Here is an 18,881-nt window from a genome sequence, read left to right as displayed (position 1 = left end):
TGAGTCTCAGACGGCGGCGCAGCTGGCCGCCGTCTGACATGCCACGGTTTATACGTTTAACGCTATTTAATACGATTTAAAGGAAGAGAATTATGGCTACGCCGCACATTAATGCTGAGATGGGTGATTTCGCTGACGTAGTACTGATGCCGGGCGATCCGCTGCGCGCAAAATACATCGCCGAAACCTTCCTGGAAGGCGCGGTGGAAGTGAACAACGTGCGCGGCATGTTGGGCTTCACCGGCACCTATAAAGGCCGCCGCATCTCCGTAATGGGCCACGGCATGGGCATCCCGTCCTGCTCCATCTATGCGCGCGAGCTGATCGCCGAGTTCGGCGTGAAGAAAATCATTCGCGTGGGTTCCTGCGGCGCAGTGCGTGACGATATCAAACTGCGCGACGTGGTGATCGGCATGGGCGCATGCACCGACTCCAAGGTGAACCGTCTGCGCTTCAAGGACAACGACTACGCGGCGATCGCCGACTTCGACATGGTGCGCAACGCGGTCGACGCCGCGGCGGCGCAGGGCATTCCGGCGCGCGTGGGCAACATCTTCTCTGCCGATCTGTTCTATACCCCGGATCCGGACATGTTCCAGGTGATGAAGAAGTACGGCATCCTGGGCGTGGAAATGGAAGCGGCCGGCATCTACGGCGTGGCGGCGGAGCTGTATGAAGAGTTCGGCTGTAAAGCGCTGACCATCTGCACCGTGTCTGACCACATCCTGCGTCACGAAGCGACCACGGCGGCGGAACGCCAGACCACCTTTAACGAAATGATCGTTATCGCGCTGGAATCCGTACTGCTGGGCGACAAAGCCTAATACTCCGGCGGGCGTCGTTATGGCGCCCGCCTGTCAATCTATTCACTTCACCTGGCCTGAGTCACTCTTTCTTCGGCGCTTCCTGCTTGTTCTCCGGCGCATCCTCTTCGTCGTCTTCCACGGTATTGCCTTCTGCCAACGGCGTGTTGGCGGTCAACAGGTACGGCGACTGCTGCCAGCGGCTGCGGCGGTGCTGCAGCAGGGTGCGTGCCAGAATGATGCCGATCGCCAGCGCCAGCAGGATCATCAGACGCAGCAGGTTGGTGGTGTTGTCCACCTGTTTGGATTCGGTCGCCAGCACGTGGGTGTCGAGGGTGATGCGGATAAAGCCGATCGGGCCGTCTTTGCCCTGAATGGATTCGACCAACTGGTGGTTGAAGTAGCTGCCGGCGCGTTTGCCGTCGAGCGACAGGCGATCGCGTATACTTATCTGTTCCCCGGCGTGGGAGACCAGTGTGCCGTCCAGCTGATAAACGCTGACGTCGAGAATGCGGCTGTGATCGGTGAGCTGCTTGAGGATGGCGTCGATGCGCGGGTTGTTGCCGTCGTCGTCCAGCAGCGGCGCCAGGCTGTAGGCGACCTGTTTGGTCAGCGTCTGCGCCAGCTCTTCAACCTGCTCGGATCGCGCCATTTGGTGACTCAGGCTAAAATAAGAGGCGCCCTGCATCAGCAACACCAGCAAAGCCAGGCAAATCAGGATAATAGCGGTGCGGTGCAGGCGAAATTTCAGTTTAGCGCGGGCCATGCAGGTTCCTTGGGCATCGGGGACACTTTATGTTGCCAGAACCGCTGGCGATAGGATAGCTTGATGCGTCGTTTTATCATGCAGCGTTTTTGTCCATTCAGGAGTCAATGATGTCAAACAGTCTGACCTATTGCGATCTTCCGGCGGAGATCTCTCAATGGCCGGGTCTTCCCCTTTCGCTTAGCGGCGACGAAGTGATGCCGCTCGATTACCGGGCGGGCAATACCGGGTGGCTGTTGTACGGCAGAAAACTGGACAAGGCGCGCATTACCCAATTCCAACGCAAGCTCGGCGCGGCGATGGTGATCGTCACCGCCTGGGGCGTGGACGACTATCAGGTGGTGCGGTTGGCGGGCACCCTGACGCCGCGCGCCAAGCTGCTGGCGGCGGAGAACGGGCTGGACGTGGCGCCGCTCGGCAAGATCCCGCACCTGCGCACGCCGGGGCTGCTGGTGATGGACATGGATTCGACGGCGATCGAGATCGAATGCATCGATGAGATCGCCAAGCTGGCGGGCGTCGGCGAGCAGGTGGCGGAAGTCACCGAACGCGCGATGCGCGGCGAGCTGGACTTTACCGCCAGTCTGCGTCAGCGCGTCGGCACGCTGAAAGGGGCCGACGCCAACATCCTCAAACAGGTGCGCGACGAGCTGCCGCTGATGCCGGGGCTGACCAGCCTGGTGGGTAAACTGCAGGCGATGGGCTGGCATGTGGCGATCGCCTCCGGCGGTTTCACCTACTACGCCGAACATCTGCGCAACCGGCTGCGGCTGGTGGCGGCGGCGGCCAATGAGCTGGAGATCCGCGACGGCAAGTTGACCGGCGAAGTGCTGGGGCCGGTGGTGGACGCGCAGTTCAAAGCCGATACGCTGCTGCGGCTGGCGGAGAAGCTGGAGATCCCGCTGGCGCAAACCGTGGCCATCGGCGACGGCGCCAACGATTTGAAAATGATGCAGGCGGCGGGGTTGGGCATCGCCTACCACGCCAAACCGAAAGTATATGAAAAAGCGCAGGTGGCGATCCGGCATGCGGATCTGATGGGCGTGCTGTGCATTCTCACCGGCAGCCTGAAACACGAAGTGCGATAACGAAAGATTGAGGTAAGACGTGGCAAAAGCGGCAAAACGGGCATTTGTGTGCAATGAGTGCGGGGCGGACTATCCGCGTTGGCAGGGGCAGTGCAGCGCCTGCCATGCCTGGAACACCATCACGGAAGTGCGTTTGGCCGCGTCGCCCGCAGCGGCGCGCAACGATCGCCTCAGCGGCTATGCCGGCGACGCCGGCGTCAGCAAGGTGCAGAAGCTGTCGGAAATCAGCCTTGAGGCGCTGCCGCGTTTCACCACCGGCTTTCTCGAGTTCGACCGCGTGCTGGGCGGCGGTGTGGTGCCCGGCAGCGCGATTCTGATCGGCGGTAACCCCGGCGCCGGCAAGAGCACCCTGTTGCTGCAGGTGCTGTGCAAGCTGTCTGAACAGATGAAAACCCTGTATGTCACCGGCGAGGAGTCGCTGCAGCAGGTGGCGATGCGCGCTCACCGTCTGGGGCTGCCGACCGGCGGCCTGAACATGCTGTCGGAAACCAGCATCGAGCAGATCTGCCTGATCGCCGAGCAGGAGCAGCCGAAGCTGATGGTGATCGACTCGATTCAGGTGATGCACATGGCGGACATTCAGTCCTCGCCGGGCAGCGTGGCGCAGGTGCGTGAAACCGCCGCCTACCTGACGCGCTTCGCCAAGACGCGCGGTGTGGCGATCGTGATGGTCGGCCACGTCACCAAAGACGGCTCGTTGGCCGGGCCGAAAGTGCTGGAACACTGTATCGACTGTTCGGTATTGCTGGATGGCGACGCCGATTCCCGCTTCCGCACCCTGCGCAGCCACAAAAACCGCTTTGGCGCGGTCAACGAGCTGGGGGTGTTCGCCATGACCGAGCAGGGGCTGCGCGAAGTCAGCAACCCTTCGGCGATTTTCCTCAGCCGCGGCGATGAAGTTACCTCCGGCAGCTCGGTGATGGTGGTGTGGGAAGGCACCCGGCCGCTGCTGGTGGAGATCCAGGCGCTGGTGGATCACTCGATGATGTCCAACCCGCGCCGCGTGGCGGTGGGCCTGGAACAGAACCGCCTGGCGATCCTGCTGGCGGTGCTGCATCGACACGGCGGGCTGCAGATGTCGGATCAAGACGTGTTCGTCAACGTGGTCGGCGGGGTGAAGGTCAGCGAGACCAGCGCCGATCTGGCGTTGCTGATGTCGTTGGTTTCAAGCCTGCGCGATCGGCCATTGCCGAACGATCTGGTGGTGTTCGGCGAAGTGGGGCTGGCGGGAGAGATTCGTCCGGTGCCGAGCGGTCAGGAACGCATCTCCGAAGCGGCCAAGCACGGCTTTAAGCGCGCCATCGTGCCGCACGGCAATATGCCGAAAAAGCCGCCGGCCAACATGCAGGTGTTCGGGGTCAAGAAGCTGGCGGACGCACTGGACGTGCTGGAAGAGTTTTATTAATGTCGCCGGCGGCGAGAGAGATATGCTATTTTGTTTAGCATACTAAACGGAGGTGGCCATGCCGCAATTTGATTACCTGAAGACGTCCATCAAGCAAAAAGGCTGTACTTTGCAGCAGGTGGCGGATGCCAGTGGCATGACCAAAGGCTATCTCAGCCAGCTGTTGAACGACAAGATCAAAAGCCCGAGCGCGCAAAAGCTGGAGGCGCTGCACCGTTTTCTCGGGCTTGAGTTCCCGCGCAAAGAGGTCAAAGTCGGTGTGGTGTTTGGTAAATTTTACCCGCTGCACACCGGCCACATCTATCTGATCCAGCGCGCCTGCAGCCAGGTGGATGAGCTGCACGTCATTTTGTGCCACGACGAGCCGCGCGACCGCGAACTGTTCGAGAACAGTTCGATGTCGCAACAGCCGACGGTCAGCGATCGCCTGCGCTGGCTGCTGCAGACCTTCAAGTACCAGAAAAACATCCATATCCACTCATTCGACGAGCAGGGCATCGAACCCTACCCGCACGGCTGGAACGTATGGAGCGATGGCATGAAGGCCTTTATGGAACAGAAGGGCATCGTGCCGAGCTTCATCTATTCCAGCGAAGCGCAGGATGCGCCGCGTTACCGCGAGCATCTGGGCATCGAAACCATTCTGGTCGACCCCGAGCGTTCGTTCATGAACATCAGTGGCAATCAGATCCGCCAGGATCCGTTCCGCTATTGGGATTACATCCCGACCGAGGTGAAGCCGTTCTTCGTGCGTACCGTGGCGATCCTCGGCGGCGAGTCGAGCGGCAAGTCGACGCTGGTCAACAAACTGGCCAACATCTTCAACACCACCAGCGCCTGGGAATATGGCCGCGACTATGTGTTTTCGCATCTGGGCGGCGACGAGATGGCGCTGCAGTACTCCGACTATGACAAAATCGCCCTCGGGCAGGCGCAATACGTGGATTTTGCGGTCAAGTACGCCAACAAGGTGGCGTTTATCGATACCGATTTCGTCACCACCCAGGCGTTTTGCAAAAAGTACGAAGGGCGTGAACACCCCTTCGTGCAGGCGCTGATCGACGAATACCGTTTCGATCTGGTGATCCTGCTGGAAAACAATACGCCGTGGGTGGCGGACGGCCTGCGCAGCCTCGGCAGCACCGCCGATCGGCTGGCGTTCCAGCGCCTGCTGGAGGAGATGCTGCGCGCCAACAATATCGAGTATGTGCACGTTGAATCCAGCGATTACGAGGAGCGTTTCCTGCGCTGCGTCGAGCTGGTGCAACAGCTGCTGGCGGCGGACGCCGGCCGGTTGAGCGCGCCCGCTTCTCGCCACGCCGCAGGCTGAGCAGAATTAGCGGAATGTGCGATCGCGGCGGCAGAAACGCCACCCGGACGCACATTTAACGGCTTGTTTAAACATGGTTCATTCGACAGCGACTAAGTTAAGATTTTCTTTACAATAACGCTTAGAAGAAGACATGTCTTATCGCTTACTTGCTCTCTGGTTGGTCTGCTATGCCGCAGCCTGGACGCTGCTGACGGTTCATCTTGATCCTACCCTGCCTTACGACGCCGTCGAGGCGCTCAACTGGGGCCTCAACGGCGAGTGGGGCTCACCGAAAAACCCGTGGCTGGTCGGTGCGGCGATGCATCCGGCGATTTGGCTGTCGTGGCTGCCGCTAAACGTTTACTGGTATGGCGGGCACTTCATCGCCATCGCCATCGGCATGTTGGGCGTCTGGCTGTTGGCGCGACGCCTGAGTGGCAGCACCTCGCTGGCCTGGATGGCGCTGCTGACGCTCAACCTGTCCGGCATCATCAATTTCGACATCATTCCCTATAACGACAATTACCTGTTGGTGATGCTGTGGCCGTGGATGGCGCTGTTCTTCCATATGGCGATCTCCCGTTCGGCCAATTGGTGGCCGGCCTTCGCGTTGGTCGCCGGTCTGGCGATGATGGCCAAGTACTCGACCTTCGCCTTCGTTTACTTCGCGGCGCTGTCGACGTTGTTCGTGCCGCAGGTTCGCCGCTGCTATCGCCAGCCGCAGTTCTATCTGGCGGTGGCGATCTGGTTGGCGCTGGTGCTGCCAAACGTGGTCTGGCTGTGGAATCACGACTTCGCCGCCTTCAAGTGGGTGGATTCGCAGATCAAGATGCAGCTCAATCTCGACATGCTGCAGTCGCTGCTGCTGGTGTTCTATCCGTCGCTGGTGCTGTGGTGGATCCTGCGCCGCAGCGGGGCGGTGCTGGCCTGGCCGAAGGCGTTGCCGATGCGGGTGCTGCTGTGGATCTACCTGCTGCCGCTCGGCATCATCACCTTCTGGTTTTCCTTCAACGTCGGCGGCCGGCTGACCGAGTGGCTGCAGCCGTTCTTCATGCTGGCGCCCGCGCTGCTGGTCGGCTGCGTGCGTCAACCGCCGGTGCGTTCGCTGCGCGCGGCGACTATTGGGCTGATGTGCGCGGCGCTGGCGGTCTATCTGGGGTATGCCGCAGTGATGGTGGGCAACGTGCGCAACGCCGGCCAGAAGATGGTGGGCATCAAGGCCTTCAGCAGTGAAGTGGAACAGCATTGGCGAGAGCGCTACGGCGTCGATCTGCGCTACGTCGGCGGTGAGTATCTGTCGCAATGGATGACGGTGTATGCCGATTCCCGGCCACAAACCATTACGCGCTGGTCCAATCATGCGCGGCCAAATATCTACAACGCCAACATCAGCTATCCGCAGATTGCCCAGCATGGCGTCGCCCTGTTCGGCCGGTTGGGTGACGATTGCGCGCACAGCGATTTCGGCGGGGAGCTGGCCCACTGGCCGAAGATGCGCCTCGACTGGCAGCAGAATATGACGTTCCGTTCCGATCCGCACGCCGATGAGCAACGGCTATGCGTCGGGTTCGTGCGGCCGCAGTAACGGCGGCGCTGTGCGCCGCCGCGAGTTGGCTCAGTACGCGATAACCAGCTTGCCTTGCATATGGCCGCCGAGCAGTTGTTGATGCGCGGCGGTCAGCGTTTCCACCGTCAGCCCGTGCAGGGTTTCGCTCAGCGTGGTGTTCAGCTTGCCGTCGTCCAGCAGCTGCGCCACCTGCTGCAGGATCTTGCCCTGCTGGGCGATGTCCGGGGTGCTGAACATGCTGCGGGTGAACATGAACTCCCAGTGCAGCGCGGCGCTCTTCAGCTTCAGCGCGTTTTGGTCCAGCGGCTGCGCGTTCTCGACGATGGTGCAGATATGGCCCAGCGGCGCGACCAGCTCGGCCATCGCCGGCCAATGGCCGTCGGTATCGTTCAGACACAGGATGTAATCCACCTGCTCGATGCCGTGCTGCGCCAGGTTGCCCTTCAAATCGCGGTAATCCACCACCAGATCGGCGCCGCGTTCGAGGCACCAGGCGGCGGATTCAGGCCTTGAGGCGGTGGCGATCACTTTCACCTTGCTGCGCAGCGCGGCCAGCGGGATCGCCAACGAGCCTACGCCGCCGGCGCCGCCGATGATCAGCAACGTCTTGTGCTCCGGCGCGTCCTGAATATTCAGGTGTTCGAACAGCGCCTCCCAGGCGGTGAGGGCGGTCAGCGGCATGGCGGCGGACTCGGCCCAGTTCAGGCTGCGCGGTTTGTGCGCGGCGATGCGTGAGTCGATCAGTTGGTGGCTGCTGTTGCTGCCGGGGCGGGTGATGTCGCCGGCGTACCACACTTCATCGCCGGGCTTGAAGCCGCTGACGCTGCTGCCTGCGCTCACCACGACGCCGCTGGCGTCCCAGCCGAGAATGCGCGGCTGCTGCAGGCCGCTTTTCTGCAGGCCGGCGTGCACTTTAGTATCCACCGGGTTAACCGACACCGCTTTCACTTCCACCAGCAGATCGTACTGGCCGGGAACCGGCATCTCCGGTGAGATTTCGATGAAACCGGCAGGGTTCTGCGGGTCTACGGCAATGGCTTTTATCGACATGGTTGTACTCCTTTCAAATGATGCCCACAGTGTAGACCCGCGATAGTGGAGTGATAAGATGGACAATATCTAACTGAGTGTTCGTTTAAGGTGAACAATGGAATTCAAACAGCTGCAGGACATGGCGCTGTTCGCGCTGGTGGCGGAATGCGGCAGCTTCACCGCCGCCGCGCAGCGTGTTGGGCTGCCGAAATCCAGCGTCAGCCAGCGTATCAGCCAGCTTGAGCAGACGCTGGGGCTACGGCTGCTCAATCGCACCACGCGCCAGTTAAATCTCACCTTCGCCGGCGAGCGCTATCTGGAGCATTGTCAGGCGATGATGTCCGCCGCCGAGCGGGCCGATCTGGCGCTGCAGCGGCTGCGCGATAACCCGAGCGGGCGCCTGCGCATCTCGACGCCGGCCGGGCTGGGCGCGACCCTGGTGGCGCGGCTGGCGGCGGATTTTCAACGTCAGTACCCGGACGTTTCGCTGGAGGTGTCGGTGTCCGACGCGATGGTGGATCTGGTGCAGGAAGGTTTCGACGCCGCGCTGCGCACCGGCAAGCCGCAGGATTCTTCGCTGATCGGCCGCCGCCTTGGCTATGCGCCGCGCTATCTGCTGGCTGCGCCGTCCTATCTGGCGCAGCACCCGCCGATCGAACATCCGCAACAGCTGCAGCAGCACCGCTGCATCGCCCATCGCGCCTGGACGGCCTGGAACCTGCGTTGCGGCGACGATTACTACCGCTGGCAGTTGCCGCTGGCGCACACCACCGACAACCTGCTGTATGCGCGCGAATGCGCTATCGCCGGCGCCGGCATTACGCTGCTGCCGGCGTTTCTCAGCCGTGAGGTGGTGGCGCAGAAGCTGTTGGTGGAAGTGCTGTCGGCGTGGCGTGCAGAGGGCAACGAGCTGTATCTGGTCTACCCGAGCCGCAAGCTGAACTCCCCGGCGCTGGCCTGTTTCATTGATGTGGTGCTGCAGCACCCGGCGTTCGACGACTACGCGCGCGAGCTGGCGCGGGAGTGACGGCGGGCGCGCGCAGAGCCTTTTAGGTTCAGGCGGCGCGCCGCGCCACCTGAACGATGCGTTTCCCTCTATTTTCGCCCGCCAGCAGGCCGATCAGTGCGGCGGGCAGCAGCTCGAAACCGGTGATCAGGTCTTCGATAATTGCGAGTTTTTCCTCAGTGACCCAGGCCGCGAGTGCCGCCAGCGCCTGTTCTTGCCGATGAAGGAAATCGGCCAACAGGAATCCCCGCATCGTCAAACTGTTGACGATCAGCAAACCGGGTATCCCGGCAGGCGCTGCCGGCGGGGAGGCCGTATCGTACTGCGACACCGCACCGCAGCAAACGATGCGTCCATGCTTCGCCATATGCGGCAGGCTGGCCGCCAAAATATCGCCGCCGACGTTATCGAACAGCACATCGATGCCGTTGGGACACGAGCGGCGCAGGGCGTCATGCAGATTTTCCTTCTTATAATCTATCGCCGCGTCGAAACCCAGCCTGTCCGTCAGCAGAGCCGTTTTGGCGCCGCCGCCGGCAATGCCCACCGTGCGGCAGCCGCGAAGCCGGGCGATTTGTCCGGCGAACATGCCTACCGCCCCCGCGGCGGCAGATACGACGACGGTTTCACCGGCCTCTGGGCGTCCGCATTCCAGCAGACCGAAGTAAGCGGTGAGTCCAGGCACGCCGTAAACGCTGAGCAAGTGCGTATGCGGAACGATGCCCGACTGCTTGAGCGCGCCAGCCGCCGGTACGGCCGCAAAGGTTTGCCAGCCGGTTTCCGCCAGCACTAAATCTCCGGCGGCCAGCAGGGGAGAGCGCGACTCGACGACTTCGGCCAGCGCGGTTGCGGCCATGACGTCTCCCGCCTGCAATCCGGAACGATAAGTGACGCCCTGCATCCAGGCTCTGCTGGCCGCATCCAGTGGCACGTAAAGCGTGCGCAACAGCACCTCTTCGGGGCCGGGGAGCGGCATGGGGGCCTCTCGAGTCTGAAAACAATCGAGGGTCAGCTTTCCTTGCGGGAGTTTAGCGAGGATGATTTGACGATTCTGCATAGAAGGTCCCCTGTTTAAATCTTGCCGAAGGCATCGACACCGGTGAGTTGCGCCGACAGTTTCCACAGGCGTTGGGCTTGTTCAGGATCGACGGCGTAGCTTTTTACGCCGCTGAAGGAAAAGCCGTTGTCATCGTTGCGCCGGGCGACATCGCAATCTTCGCAATACAATCCGCCAAGGCCATTGAGTTGAGGCGATGTCGCCGCCCAAACCTGGGTTGCCGCGCCTTGTTGCGGGGTTTTCAGCATTTCCGGGTGGGCGGGTTTGCCGTCGGCGTCGATCCAGTCCAACGCGAGCATCTCTTCCTGCGAGAGATAGCGCTGCAGCGGCGTTGGGATCATGCCGGGATGCAGCGAGAAGGCGCGCACGCCAGCGTTTTTCCCCAGCTTGTCAAGCTGCAGGGCGAAGAGCGCGTTAGCGGTTTTCGATTGGCCATAGGCCAGCCACTTGTCATAGCCGCTGTGAAATTGGACGTCATTCCAGCGTATGGCGCTGGCATGGTGACCGGAAGATGAGATGACGACAACGCGGGCGTCGCCCATCAACGCCGGCCAGAGGTGGTTCACCAAAGCGTAATGCCCCAGGTGGTTGATCGCGAATTGAGCCTCCCAGCCTGGGCCGATACGGGTTTCAGGACAGGCCATGATGCCGGCGCCGCAGATCAACATATCGAGGTGGACGTCTGTCGCCAGAAGTTGTTGCGTGAACCCTTTGATGTTGCTCAGATCGGCCAAATCAAGCTCATAAACCTCAGCGTTGCTGATGCCGGCGATGGCCAGACGCGTGTGGGCGATAACGGGGTCGCGGGCGGCGACGATCACCTTCGCCCCCGCCTGCGTCAAAGCGCGAGTCGTTTCCAACCCCAGGCCGGAATGACCGCCGGTCACCAGCGCTGTCATGCCGGCCAGTTGACGGTCTTTGAGCACGTCGGCGGCGGTGGTGGTAGCGTTGAAGCCGGAGTTGAGGGGCACTTGTCTGTTCATTGGGAATTCCTCGCTGCAGTTGACTGTGACACTGGGAGTGTAAGTCGGCGTTATCGGCGGCTGAATGCAACAAAAACCTAATTTCTGTCGCCATCGTCCTAAAACCTTTGGCTGGGGCATCGCACGGGCTATGCTCTTGAAAGGGCCTTAGGGGGAGAGGGTATGGATCCTTTATCGGAAGTGCTTGCGCCGTTGAACAGCCAGAATGCGTTTTTCGGCGGCCTGAAGGCCGGCGGCGACTGGGCCGTTCATTTTCCTGCGCCGCAGAGCGGGAAGTTCAACGCTGTGGTGCGTGGCGGCTGTTGGCTGGCGGCGGAAGGGCTGGCCGAACCGCTGTGGCTGGCGGCCGGCGACTGTTTGTTGCTGACCCGCAGCTTGCCGGTCACCGTTGGCAGCGATCTGTCGCTGCCGGCACTCGATGCTGACGCACTTTATCTGCAGGCAAAAAACGGCGTGGCGAGCTGTGGCGAGGCGGAGGATTGTCTGTTTATCGGCGGGCGTTTTACCTTTGGCGAAGAGGTGGAGCGGTTATTGGGTACTTTGCCGGCGCTGATGGTGATTCGAGGCGGCACTGAAGAGGCCGCGGTGTTGCAATGGGCGTTGCAGCGGCTGGCGGGCGAGCTGCTGAAGCCTTCACCGGGCAGTGCCTCGATGGTACACCATCTGGGGCAGATCATGTTGACTCAGGCGCTGCGGATGTACCTGATGGGAGAAGAGAGCGTGGCGTCCGGTTGGCTGCCCGCCTTGTTCGATCCGCGCATCGGCGCCGCGATGCAGGCGGTGCATGCCGATCCTGGCCGGCGCTGGACGGTGGCGTCGCTGGCCGCCGCTGCGAGCGTTTCCCGCTCGACGTTGGCGTTGCGCTTTAAGCAGAAGGCCGGCATGGCGCCGTTAGAGTATGTGTCGCGCTGGCGCATGCTGTTGGCTGCACGGGCTTTGCGTACCGGCAGCGAACCGGTGTCCGCCATCGCGCAGCGCTTGGGATACGATTCAGACAGCGCGTTCAGCCACGCCTTTAAGAGAATGATGGCGTGCTCGCCGCGCGAGTATCGCCGGACACGGGCATAAAAAAAGGCGCCGCATGCGGCGCCTTTCGGATCACTTGGCGATCTTTTTGTACTTGATGCGGTGCGGCTCGAGCGCGTCGGCGCCCAGCGTACGCTTCTTGTACTCTTCGTACTCGGTGAAGTTACCTTCGAAGAATTCCACCTTGCCTTCGTCCTGGTAGTCCAGGATGTGGGTGGCGATACGGTCGAGGAACCAACGGTCGTGCGAGATCACCATGGCGCAGCCAGGGAATTCCAGCAGGGCGTTTTCCAGCGCGCGCAGGGTTTCGATATCCAGGTCGTTGGTCGGTTCATCGAGCAGCAGTACGTTGCCGCCAACCTGCAGCAGCTTGGCCAGGTGCAGACGGCCACGCTCACCGCCGGACAGCTCGCCCACGCGTTTGCCCTGATCGACGCCCTTGAAGTTGAAGCGGCCGACATAGGCACGGCTTGGCATCTCGGTGTTGCCGATGCGCATGATGTCCTGCCCGCCGGAGACTTCTTCCCAGACGGTTTTCGAACCGTCCATGCTGTCGCGGAACTGATCGACGGACGCCAGCTTGACGGTGTCGCCCAGCACGATGCTGCCGGAATCTGGCTGCTCCTGGCCGGACATCATGCGGAACAGCGTGGATTTACCCGCGCCGTTCGGGCCGATGATGCCGACGATTGCGCCTTTCGGCACCGAGAACGACAGGTCGTCGATCAACAGGCGGTCGCCATAGGACTTACGCAGGTTGCTGACTTCGACCACTTTATCGCCCAGACGTGCGCCAGGCGGAATGAACAGTTCGTTGGTTTCGTTACGTTTTTGGTATTCGGTGTTGTTCAGCTCTTCAAAGCGGGCCAGACGGGCCTTGCCTTTGGACTGACGGCCTTTGGCACCCTGACGCACCCACTCCAGCTCTTTCTCGATCGACTTGCGGCGAGCGGCTTCGGCGGATGCTTCCTGCGCCAGACGCGCATCTTTCTGTTCCAGCCAGGATGAGTAGTTGCCTTCCCACGGAATGCCCTCGCCACGGTCCAGCTCGAGGATCCAGCCGGCAACGTTGTCCAGGAAGTAACGGTCGTGGGTGATCGCGACGACGGTGCCTTCGAAGTCGTGCAGGAAACGTTCCAGCCAGGCCACGGACTCGGCGTCCAGGTGGTTGGTCGGTTCGCCCAGCAGCAGCATGTCCGGTTTTTCCAGCAGCAGGCGGCACAGCGCCACGCGGCGGCGTTCACCGCCGGACAGGTGGGCGATTTTGGCGTCCCAGTCCGGCAGGCGCAGCGCATCGGCGGCACGCTCCAGCTGCGCGTTGAGGTTGTGGCCGTCGTGCGCCTGAATGATCTCTTCCAGGCGGCCCTGTTCGGCGGCCAGCTTGTCGAAGTCTGCGCCTTCTTCCGCGTACAGCGCGTACACTTCGTCCAGGCGTTTCAGCGCGCCGACCACTTCCGCCAGCGCTTCTTCCACCGACTCACGCACGGTGTGTTCGAGGTTAAGCTGCGGCTCCTGCGGCAGGTAACCGATCTTGATGCCCGGCTGCGGGCGCGCTTCCCCTTCGATATCGGTATCGATGCCGGCCATGATGCGCAGCAGAGTGGACTTACCGGCGCCGTTCAGGCCCAGTACGCCGATTTTTGCCCCAGGGAAGAAGCTCAGGGAGATGTTTTTCAAAATATGACGCTTCGGCGGTACCACCTTGCCGACGCGGTGCATGGTATAGACGTATTGAGCCACGTTGCTCTAAGCCTCTCTATATCAGTATTTATAGGATGTCTGGCGGCATGAGTGTAGCCCGTTTCGATCTCGGATCCCAGACATCGCTCAGCGATCGCCAAGTATAACCGTTTATGCGCCGATAAAGGCGCATATTGGTGGCTTATGGCGTGACGACGATCGCGACGCGGCGGTTTTCCGCGCGGCCGCTGGAGGTGCGGTTGTCGGCGACGGGATCGCGTTTGCCCATGCCGCGGGTTTCGATATTGGCGCGTGGAATGCCGACGCTGGCCAGCAGATCGGCCACCGCATCGGCGCGGCGCAGGGAGAGCTGGTCGTTATAGCTGTCTTCGCCGTAGTTGTCGGTATGGCCGTCCAGACGGAATTTGGTGATGCCGACGCTCAGCAGCGCGCGCCCCATCTTCTGCACCGTCTCGGTGCTTTCCGGGTTCAGCTTGCCGATGTTGTTGCCGAACAGCACTTTATCCGACAGGCCGAACTCCCAGCCGTTGTCGGTCAGTTTGAAGCCCTGCGACTGCAGCAGCGCGACCTGCTCGGGCGTCAGCCCCTGCGGTTTGCTCTGGCAGCCGGCGAGCGCCAGCAGGGCGACGAACACCATCGTCAACAGTGAAAAACGGCCTTTAAACAGTTGCTGTATCATAGTCAAAATCCCTAGTTCAAGTGTTATAGCTGCGGCTCTTATTTGTGTATCGCCAGCCGCCAGCCTCCGTGATAACGATGCTTTGCCTGATACATTGCATCGTCAGCTTCGTGCAAAAGACCCTGAGGCGTCGCCGCGTGATCAGGGTACAGCGCAATACCGATACTCAGAGAGGTGATGATCGTCTCGTCGTTCGGCAAAATGACCGGCTGCGTCATGCAGTCGATAATATTATCGGCGATCTGCAGGACATCTTCCGTGCTGTGCACCGGCGCCAGCAGCACGGCGAACTCATCCCCTCCCAGGCGCGCGACCAGATCGGTTTCACGCAGCTGCGCGCGAATGCGCCCGGCGATGGTGGTCAACACCGCATCGCCTGCGGCGTGGCCGTAACTGTCGTTCACTTCCTTGAAGCGATCGCCATCGATAAATAGCACCGCCAATTTTGCCGACGGCTCGATATCGCCCAAGGCGCGGCTCAGCCGTCCTTCGAAGAAGGCGCGGTTCGGCAAGCCGGTCAGGCTGTCGTGCGTCGCCCGGTGGGCCAGCGAGTCGTTCTCCTGTTTCAGGTGGGCCTGCCAGGCCTCCAGCTCGTCGAGCAAGCCGTTGAAGTCGTTGCTGAGCTCGTGCAGTTCGGCGATCGGCGCCGACGGAACCCGCAGGCCGAAGGTGCGATCGCGGCGTACCGCATGCGCCACGTTGGCGATGTCGTCCAGCGAACTGACGATGCCGACCAGCATGCGGCGCGACAGCACCAGGGCGCACAGGGTACTGAGCACCAGACAGGCGATCATGCCGACCAGGCCGCGCAGCAGGAAACGCAACAGGCTGCCGCCGTTGCCGCTCAGCCAGACCTGACCGACCTGCTTGCCCTCATGTGTGATGGGCAGGATGACCGGCTCGGGCAGCGCCCAGTGCGCGACGATCTGCTCCAGACCGTGTAGCGGCCCGTCGGTGGGATGGCGCCAGTTGGCCAGCATCTTGCCGTTATTGTCGAGGATCCGCGCGTCCGACACCTCTTCGTTGGACGCGATCAGCATCAGCGCCTCGCGCGCGGCAGCGCGATCTTCAAACACCACTGCCGCTTCAACGGTATAGCTGATGGAGCGCGCGATCAGATGCAGGTTGTGGTTGGCGTAAGCGCGCAGCGCAAACAGTGCCACCAGCGTCAAAAAGATGCCGGCGGTGCCGACGGCGATCAGCGCCAGCCCAAGATGCACCCGCTGCAGCACCCGGCCCAGCGTCGGGCGCGCATTGCCGGAACGGTTTTTACGCAACAGTCTCATAGCGGCGGCGCCTGTTTGCGCGCCAGTTGCAGCACGTTGGGGTGAACGCGTACGCCGCTGCGCGCCAGGGCGTCCAGGTTGACCTTGAAGCTGGCCTGATCCCCATCGATCTGCAGGCAGAATGCGCTGCCGGCGGAGCATTCGCTATCGTTCTCGCTGATGCTGAGAATGGAGTTGCCGGAAATGCGCTGCATGAAATTTTGTCTCTGCGCGGCGTTGATGTTCCCTAGATAGATGACATCACAGCCGGTACTCAGCGTTGGGCTGTCGAACGGCACACGTTCAGTTTTAATTGGACGCGGCGCGCTCAGCAGAATCGGATCGAACAGCCCCTCGGCATACTGGGTGGGTGCGGTCACGCACAACCGGATAGGATTGGGTTCACGCGACCAGCGGGCGTAGCTGATGATGCCTACCACCACGGTCGTCACGGCGTGCGTGCGCTTTTGATAGGGATCATCGGCGGCGTGCGCAGGTCCGGGCAACGTCAGCAGAACCAACAGGACGATCAGCAACAGGCGGCCGATATGCAGACGTGCGGCAAGGAAGCCCGGCACGGGGCTTTTTGCGCAACGCATCACTATCGCGGTGTTATTCGCCATCTTCACCCGCCATTCCGGTCTGATCCACCGCCCGCAGGCCGTGGCCCGACAAGGGAAAATCCGGCCCGCTTGCAGGGACAATCGTTTTGCTGAAAGCTGTCAGTTGCACTGCCTAATGAACACTATCTAACCCATAATTGGCGCGGATTGTATTATAAGATGTCTTCGTTGGGCGCTTTATGTGCTGTTTTCTCGGAATTATCCTACTTATTTTTGATAGTATAAAAATGCCCACTCGGGTTTGCCACCGCTTTTCTGCAAAGTTGGTGCGTTTGGCCAGCTGTCAGGCGATTTGCGCAACGGTTGCGCCATCCTGTAAATGCAATAATGTGATAGCTAATAATTAAAAAGTATTTTACTTGTCTCTGAGCTACGAGGTCGGCTAATAAAAATCCGGCTGACGAAAATAGCCGGGCGTCCTGATTTGTCAGCCTAAGTAAACGTTTTTTACCTGGCTCCCGCCATGGCGATACACTTCTTCTTCTACAGTATTGAATGGATGGGCGATCGCGCTGTCTATGGTAGATATCTGCGTCCGGGCCGTGCGCCCGGTTTTATTTTGTCCCGCGGCGCCGTGGCGCGGCGGTCACCGGGGAGCTGGGCGGCTCCTGCGGCACAACCTGTGAGGAAAGAGCGAGGATGGTCAAGGTGGACAAGCGACGGCTGTTGGCGATGGGGCTGTGCCTGACGGCGTTTTCTGGCGTGGCGCTGGCGGATTCTCTGGATGCGCAGCGTCAGCGCTACCAGCAGATCAAGCAGGCGTGGGACGGCAATCAGATGGACGTGGTGGTGCAGTTGATGCCGACGCTGCGCGATTATCCGCTTTATCCTTATCTGGAATACCGCGAGCTGACTCAGGATTTGAGCCAGGCGGGATTCTCCGAGGTGAACGACTTCATCAAGCGCAATCCGACGCTGCCGCCGGCGAAATCACTGGCGCCGCGCTTCGTCAATGAACTGGCGCGTCGCGAAGACTGGCGCACCCTGTTGGCTTTCAGCCCGCAGCCGCCCAAACCGGTGGCGGCGCGCTGCAACTATTACTACGCCAAATGGGCCACCGGCGATCAGCAGGCAGCCTGGAGCGGCGCTGACGAGCTGTGGCTGAACGGCAAAACGCTGCCGGGCGCCTGCGATCGGCTGTTCAGCGTCTGGCGCGGCGCAGGCAAGCAGACCCCGCTGGATATTCTGGCGCGCATGAAGCTGGCGCTGAAAGAGGGCAACAGCTCGCTGGTCAGCAACCTCTATAGCCAGCTGCCGGCCGATTATCAGACCATGGGCAACGCCCTGGTGCGCTTGCAAAACGATCCGACCACCGTGGAAGCCTTCGCCCGCAGCGTGGGGCCGACTGACTTTACCCGCGCCGCTACCGGCATCGCCTTTGAACGCCTGGCGCGGCAGGATGTGGAAAACGCACGGGCGATGATCCCGACGCTCGCGCGGCTGCAGAAAATGAGCGACGACGAGCGGCTGGGGCTGGAAGAGGCGGTGGCCTGGCGCCTGATGGGCAGCGATGCCACCTACGAGCAGGCGCAATGGCGCGATCAGGTGATCCTGCGCAGCCGTTCGCCTTCGCTGCTGGAGCGCCGGGTGCGCATGGCGCTGGGTAACGGCGATCGGCAGGGGGTGGCGACCTGGCTGGCACGCTTGCCGGAAGAGTCGCGCAACAAGGATGAGTGGCGCTACTGGCGCGCCAGTCAGCTGATGGACGAAGGCAAACGCGCCGAAGGTGAGGAGATGTTGCGCAACCTGATGACCGAACGCGGCTTTTATCCGATGGTGGCGGCGCAAAAGCTGAACGCCACTTACCCGGTGATGGTAGCGGTGGCGGCCAAGCCGCGCGCGTCGCTGACCGACGGGCCTGAAGTCGCCCGGGTGCGCGAGCTGATGTACTGGAACATGGACAACCTGGCCCGCAGCGAGTGGGGCTCCTACGTCGCCAGCCGCAGCCGGCCTGAACAAGAGGCGCTGGCGCGTTACGCCTTTGAGCAGAAATGGGCCGATCTGAGCGTGCAGGCGACTATCGTCGGCAAGCTGTGGGACCACCTGGAGGAACGTTTCCCGGTCGCCTGGCCGCAGGAGTTCCGCCGCGCCACCGATGACAAGGGGATCACCAGCAGCTATGCGATGGCGATCGCGCGCCAGGAGAGCGCCTGGAATCCGAAGGCGCAGTCGCCGGTCGGTGCTTCGGGCCTGATGCAGGTCATGCCGCGCACCGCGCAGCATACGGTGCAGATGTTCAATATTCCCGGCTATGTTGGTCCGAGCCAGCTGTTCGACCCGCAGACCAACATCACCATCGGCACCAGCTATCTGGAGTCGGTCTATCAGCAATTCGGTCGCAACCGCATTCTGTCGAGCGCCGCCTATAACGCCGGCCCGTCGCGGGTGAATACCTGGCTGGGCAACAGCGCGGGGCGGATCGATCCGGTGGCGTTCATCGAAAGCATCCCGTTCTCGGAGACCCGCGGTTACGTCAAGAACGTGCTGGCTTACGATGCGTTTTACCGCTACCTGACGCATCGGCCGGCCAAGGTGCTGACCGACGCCGAGTGGCAGAGACGTTATTGA

Annotated in this window: 16 protein-coding genes; 8 read left to right on the top strand and 8 right to left on the bottom strand. The window is 61.6% G+C overall.

The genetic code is table 11. The features are described from left to right. Positions 1-92 precede the first annotated feature (92 nt). Entirely contained in the window at positions 93-824 is a 732-nt protein-coding gene (gene deoD / locus GKN89_RS12940; RefSeq protein WP_004933059.1) for a purine-nucleoside phosphorylase, read from the top strand. Between the two features lie 61 nt (positions 825-885). Here deoD and GKN89_RS12935 read toward each other — a convergent pair whose 3' ends face one another. After that, positions 886-1,569: a YtjB family periplasmic protein gene (locus GKN89_RS12935; protein ID WP_019454993.1), complete on the bottom strand. Its 684-nt coding sequence runs from the start codon at positions 1,567-1,569 to the stop codon at positions 886-888. Positions 1,570-1,679: 110 nt separating this feature from the next. Here GKN89_RS12935 and serB point away from each other — a divergent pair, with 110 nt between their 5' ends. The 4 genes from serB (at position 1,680) to GKN89_RS12915 (ending at position 6,959) form a co-directional block, all read left to right on the top strand. Then, complete coding sequence (gene serB / locus GKN89_RS12930) at positions 1,680-2,657, top strand: phosphoserine phosphatase (protein WP_025159616.1); 978 nt, start codon at positions 1,680-1,682, stop codon at positions 2,655-2,657. A gap of 19 nt (positions 2,658-2,676) precedes the next feature. Beyond that, positions 2,677-4,062: a DNA repair protein RadA gene (radA, locus tag GKN89_RS12925; protein ID WP_025159617.1), complete on the top strand. Its 1,386-nt coding sequence runs from the start codon at positions 2,677-2,679 to the stop codon at positions 4,060-4,062. A gap of 58 nt (positions 4,063-4,120) precedes the next feature. Continuing rightward, positions 4,121-5,392, top strand: coding sequence for a multifunctional transcriptional regulator/nicotinamide-nucleotide adenylyltransferase/ribosylnicotinamide kinase NadR (gene nadR / locus GKN89_RS12920; RefSeq protein ID WP_019454996.1), 1,272 nt, complete (start codon positions 4,121-4,123; stop codon positions 5,390-5,392). Between the two features lie 133 nt (positions 5,393-5,525). Next, positions 5,526-6,959, top strand: a complete 1,434-nt coding sequence (locus GKN89_RS12915) for a glycosyltransferase family 39 protein (protein ID WP_025159618.1) — start codon at positions 5,526-5,528, stop codon at positions 6,957-6,959. A 30-nt stretch (positions 6,960-6,989) separates the two neighbouring features. On the opposite strand, the gene GKN89_RS12910 is transcribed toward GKN89_RS12915, so the two are convergent. Continuing rightward, positions 6,990-7,991: a zinc-binding alcohol dehydrogenase family protein gene (locus GKN89_RS12910; RefSeq protein ID WP_154747124.1), complete on the bottom strand. Its 1,002-nt coding sequence runs from the start codon at positions 7,989-7,991 to the stop codon at positions 6,990-6,992. Positions 7,992-8,088: 97 nt separating this feature from the next. Between GKN89_RS12910 and GKN89_RS12905 the strand changes: the two genes are divergently transcribed. After that, positions 8,089-9,000, top strand: coding sequence for a LysR family transcriptional regulator (locus tag GKN89_RS12905; RefSeq protein WP_019454999.1), 912 nt, complete (start codon positions 8,089-8,091; stop codon positions 8,998-9,000). A gap of 28 nt (positions 9,001-9,028) precedes the next feature. Here the strand turns inward: GKN89_RS12905 and GKN89_RS12900 are convergent, their stop codons facing one another. Together GKN89_RS12900 and GKN89_RS12895 are read right to left on the bottom strand one after the other, a co-directional pair. Further along, positions 9,029-10,036 (bottom strand): NADP-dependent oxidoreductase, encoded by a 1,008-nt coding sequence (locus tag GKN89_RS12900; RefSeq protein WP_025159619.1) that lies wholly within the window; start codon positions 10,034-10,036, stop codon positions 9,029-9,031. A 14-nt stretch (positions 10,037-10,050) separates the two neighbouring features. Then, positions 10,051-11,019 (bottom strand): SDR family NAD(P)-dependent oxidoreductase, encoded by a 969-nt coding sequence (locus GKN89_RS12895; protein ID WP_019455001.1) that lies wholly within the window; start codon positions 11,017-11,019, stop codon positions 10,051-10,053. Between the two features lie 162 nt (positions 11,020-11,181). Between GKN89_RS12895 and GKN89_RS12890 the strand changes: the two genes are divergently transcribed. Next, the gene (locus GKN89_RS12890; RefSeq protein ID WP_063918126.1) at positions 11,182-12,087 is read left to right on the top strand and encodes an AraC family transcriptional regulator; all 906 of its coding nucleotides are present in this window, start codon (positions 11,182-11,184) and stop codon (positions 12,085-12,087) included. Between the two features lie 30 nt (positions 12,088-12,117). Here GKN89_RS12890 and ettA read toward each other — a convergent pair whose 3' ends face one another. From ettA to GKN89_RS12870, 4 genes are all read right to left on the bottom strand, one after another. Next, entirely contained in the window at positions 12,118-13,785 is a 1,668-nt protein-coding gene (gene ettA / locus GKN89_RS12885; protein ID WP_370520202.1) for an energy-dependent translational throttle protein EttA, read from the bottom strand. Between the two features lie 142 nt (positions 13,786-13,927). Then, positions 13,928-14,425 (bottom strand): OmpA family protein, encoded by a 498-nt coding sequence (locus GKN89_RS12880; RefSeq protein WP_019455003.1) that lies wholly within the window; start codon positions 14,423-14,425, stop codon positions 13,928-13,930. 38 nt (positions 14,426-14,463) lie between these two features. Further along, a complete protein-coding gene (locus tag GKN89_RS12875) occupies positions 14,464-15,711 on the bottom strand; it encodes a diguanylate cyclase domain-containing protein (RefSeq protein WP_019455004.1) in 1,248 nt (415 codons plus the stop codon). Next, positions 15,708-16,319 carry a YfiR family protein gene (locus GKN89_RS12870; RefSeq protein WP_025159622.1) on the bottom strand — a complete coding sequence of 204 codons (612 nt, stop codon included), beginning with the start codon at positions 16,317-16,319 and terminating at the stop codon, positions 15,708-15,710. Before GKN89_RS12870 ends, GKN89_RS12875 begins: the two co-directional genes overlap by 4 nt. Before the next feature lie 633 nt (positions 16,320-16,952). Between GKN89_RS12870 and sltY the strand changes: the two genes are divergently transcribed. Then, positions 16,953-18,881, top strand: coding sequence for a murein transglycosylase (gene sltY, locus GKN89_RS12865; RefSeq protein WP_154747123.1), 1,929 nt, complete (start codon positions 16,953-16,955; stop codon positions 18,879-18,881).

Source organism: Serratia sp. YC16 (assembly GCF_009707615.1).
Lineage (GTDB): Bacteria > Pseudomonadota > Gammaproteobacteria > Enterobacterales > Enterobacteriaceae > Serratia > Serratia surfactantfaciens.
The sequence above is the reverse complement of the archived record's forward strand: the minus strand, read 5'-3'. Positions and strand labels throughout refer to the sequence as shown.

What these genes read in the sequence shown, in the direction of transcription:
- GKN89_RS12880 (WP_019455003.1), bottom strand. Translation starts at nt 14,425, where the DNA reads ATGATACAGCAACTGTTTAAAGGCCGTTTTTCACTGTTGACGATGGTG.
- GKN89_RS12905 (WP_019454999.1), top strand. Translation starts at nt 8,089, where the DNA reads ATGGAATTCAAACAGCTGCAGGACATGGCGCTGTTCGCGCTGGTGGCG.
- serB (WP_025159616.1), top strand. Translation starts at nt 1,680, where the DNA reads ATGTCAAACAGTCTGACCTATTGCGATCTTCCGGCGGAGATCTCTCAA.
- GKN89_RS12910 (WP_154747124.1), bottom strand. Translation starts at nt 7,991, where the DNA reads ATGTCGATAAAAGCCATTGCCGTAGACCCGCAGAACCCTGCCGGTTTC.
- deoD (WP_004933059.1), top strand. Translation starts at nt 93, where the DNA reads ATGGCTACGCCGCACATTAATGCTGAGATGGGTGATTTCGCTGACGTA.
- GKN89_RS12915 (WP_025159618.1), top strand. Translation starts at nt 5,526, where the DNA reads ATGTCTTATCGCTTACTTGCTCTCTGGTTGGTCTGCTATGCCGCAGCC.
- GKN89_RS12895 (WP_019455001.1), bottom strand. Translation starts at nt 11,019, where the DNA reads ATGAACAGACAAGTGCCCCTCAACTCCGGCTTCAACGCTACCACCACC.
- nadR (WP_019454996.1), top strand. Translation starts at nt 4,121, where the DNA reads ATGCCGCAATTTGATTACCTGAAGACGTCCATCAAGCAAAAAGGCTGT.
- GKN89_RS12875 (WP_019455004.1), bottom strand. Translation starts at nt 15,711, where the DNA reads ATGAGACTGTTGCGTAAAAACCGTTCCGGCAATGCGCGCCCGACGCTG.
- GKN89_RS12890 (WP_063918126.1), top strand. Translation starts at nt 11,182, where the DNA reads ATGGATCCTTTATCGGAAGTGCTTGCGCCGTTGAACAGCCAGAATGCG.
- sltY (WP_154747123.1), top strand. Translation starts at nt 16,953, where the DNA reads ATGGTCAAGGTGGACAAGCGACGGCTGTTGGCGATGGGGCTGTGCCTG.
- GKN89_RS12935 (WP_019454993.1), bottom strand. Translation starts at nt 1,569, where the DNA reads ATGGCCCGCGCTAAACTGAAATTTCGCCTGCACCGCACCGCTATTATC.
- GKN89_RS12900 (WP_025159619.1), bottom strand. Translation starts at nt 10,036, where the DNA reads ATGCAGAATCGTCAAATCATCCTCGCTAAACTCCCGCAAGGAAAGCTG.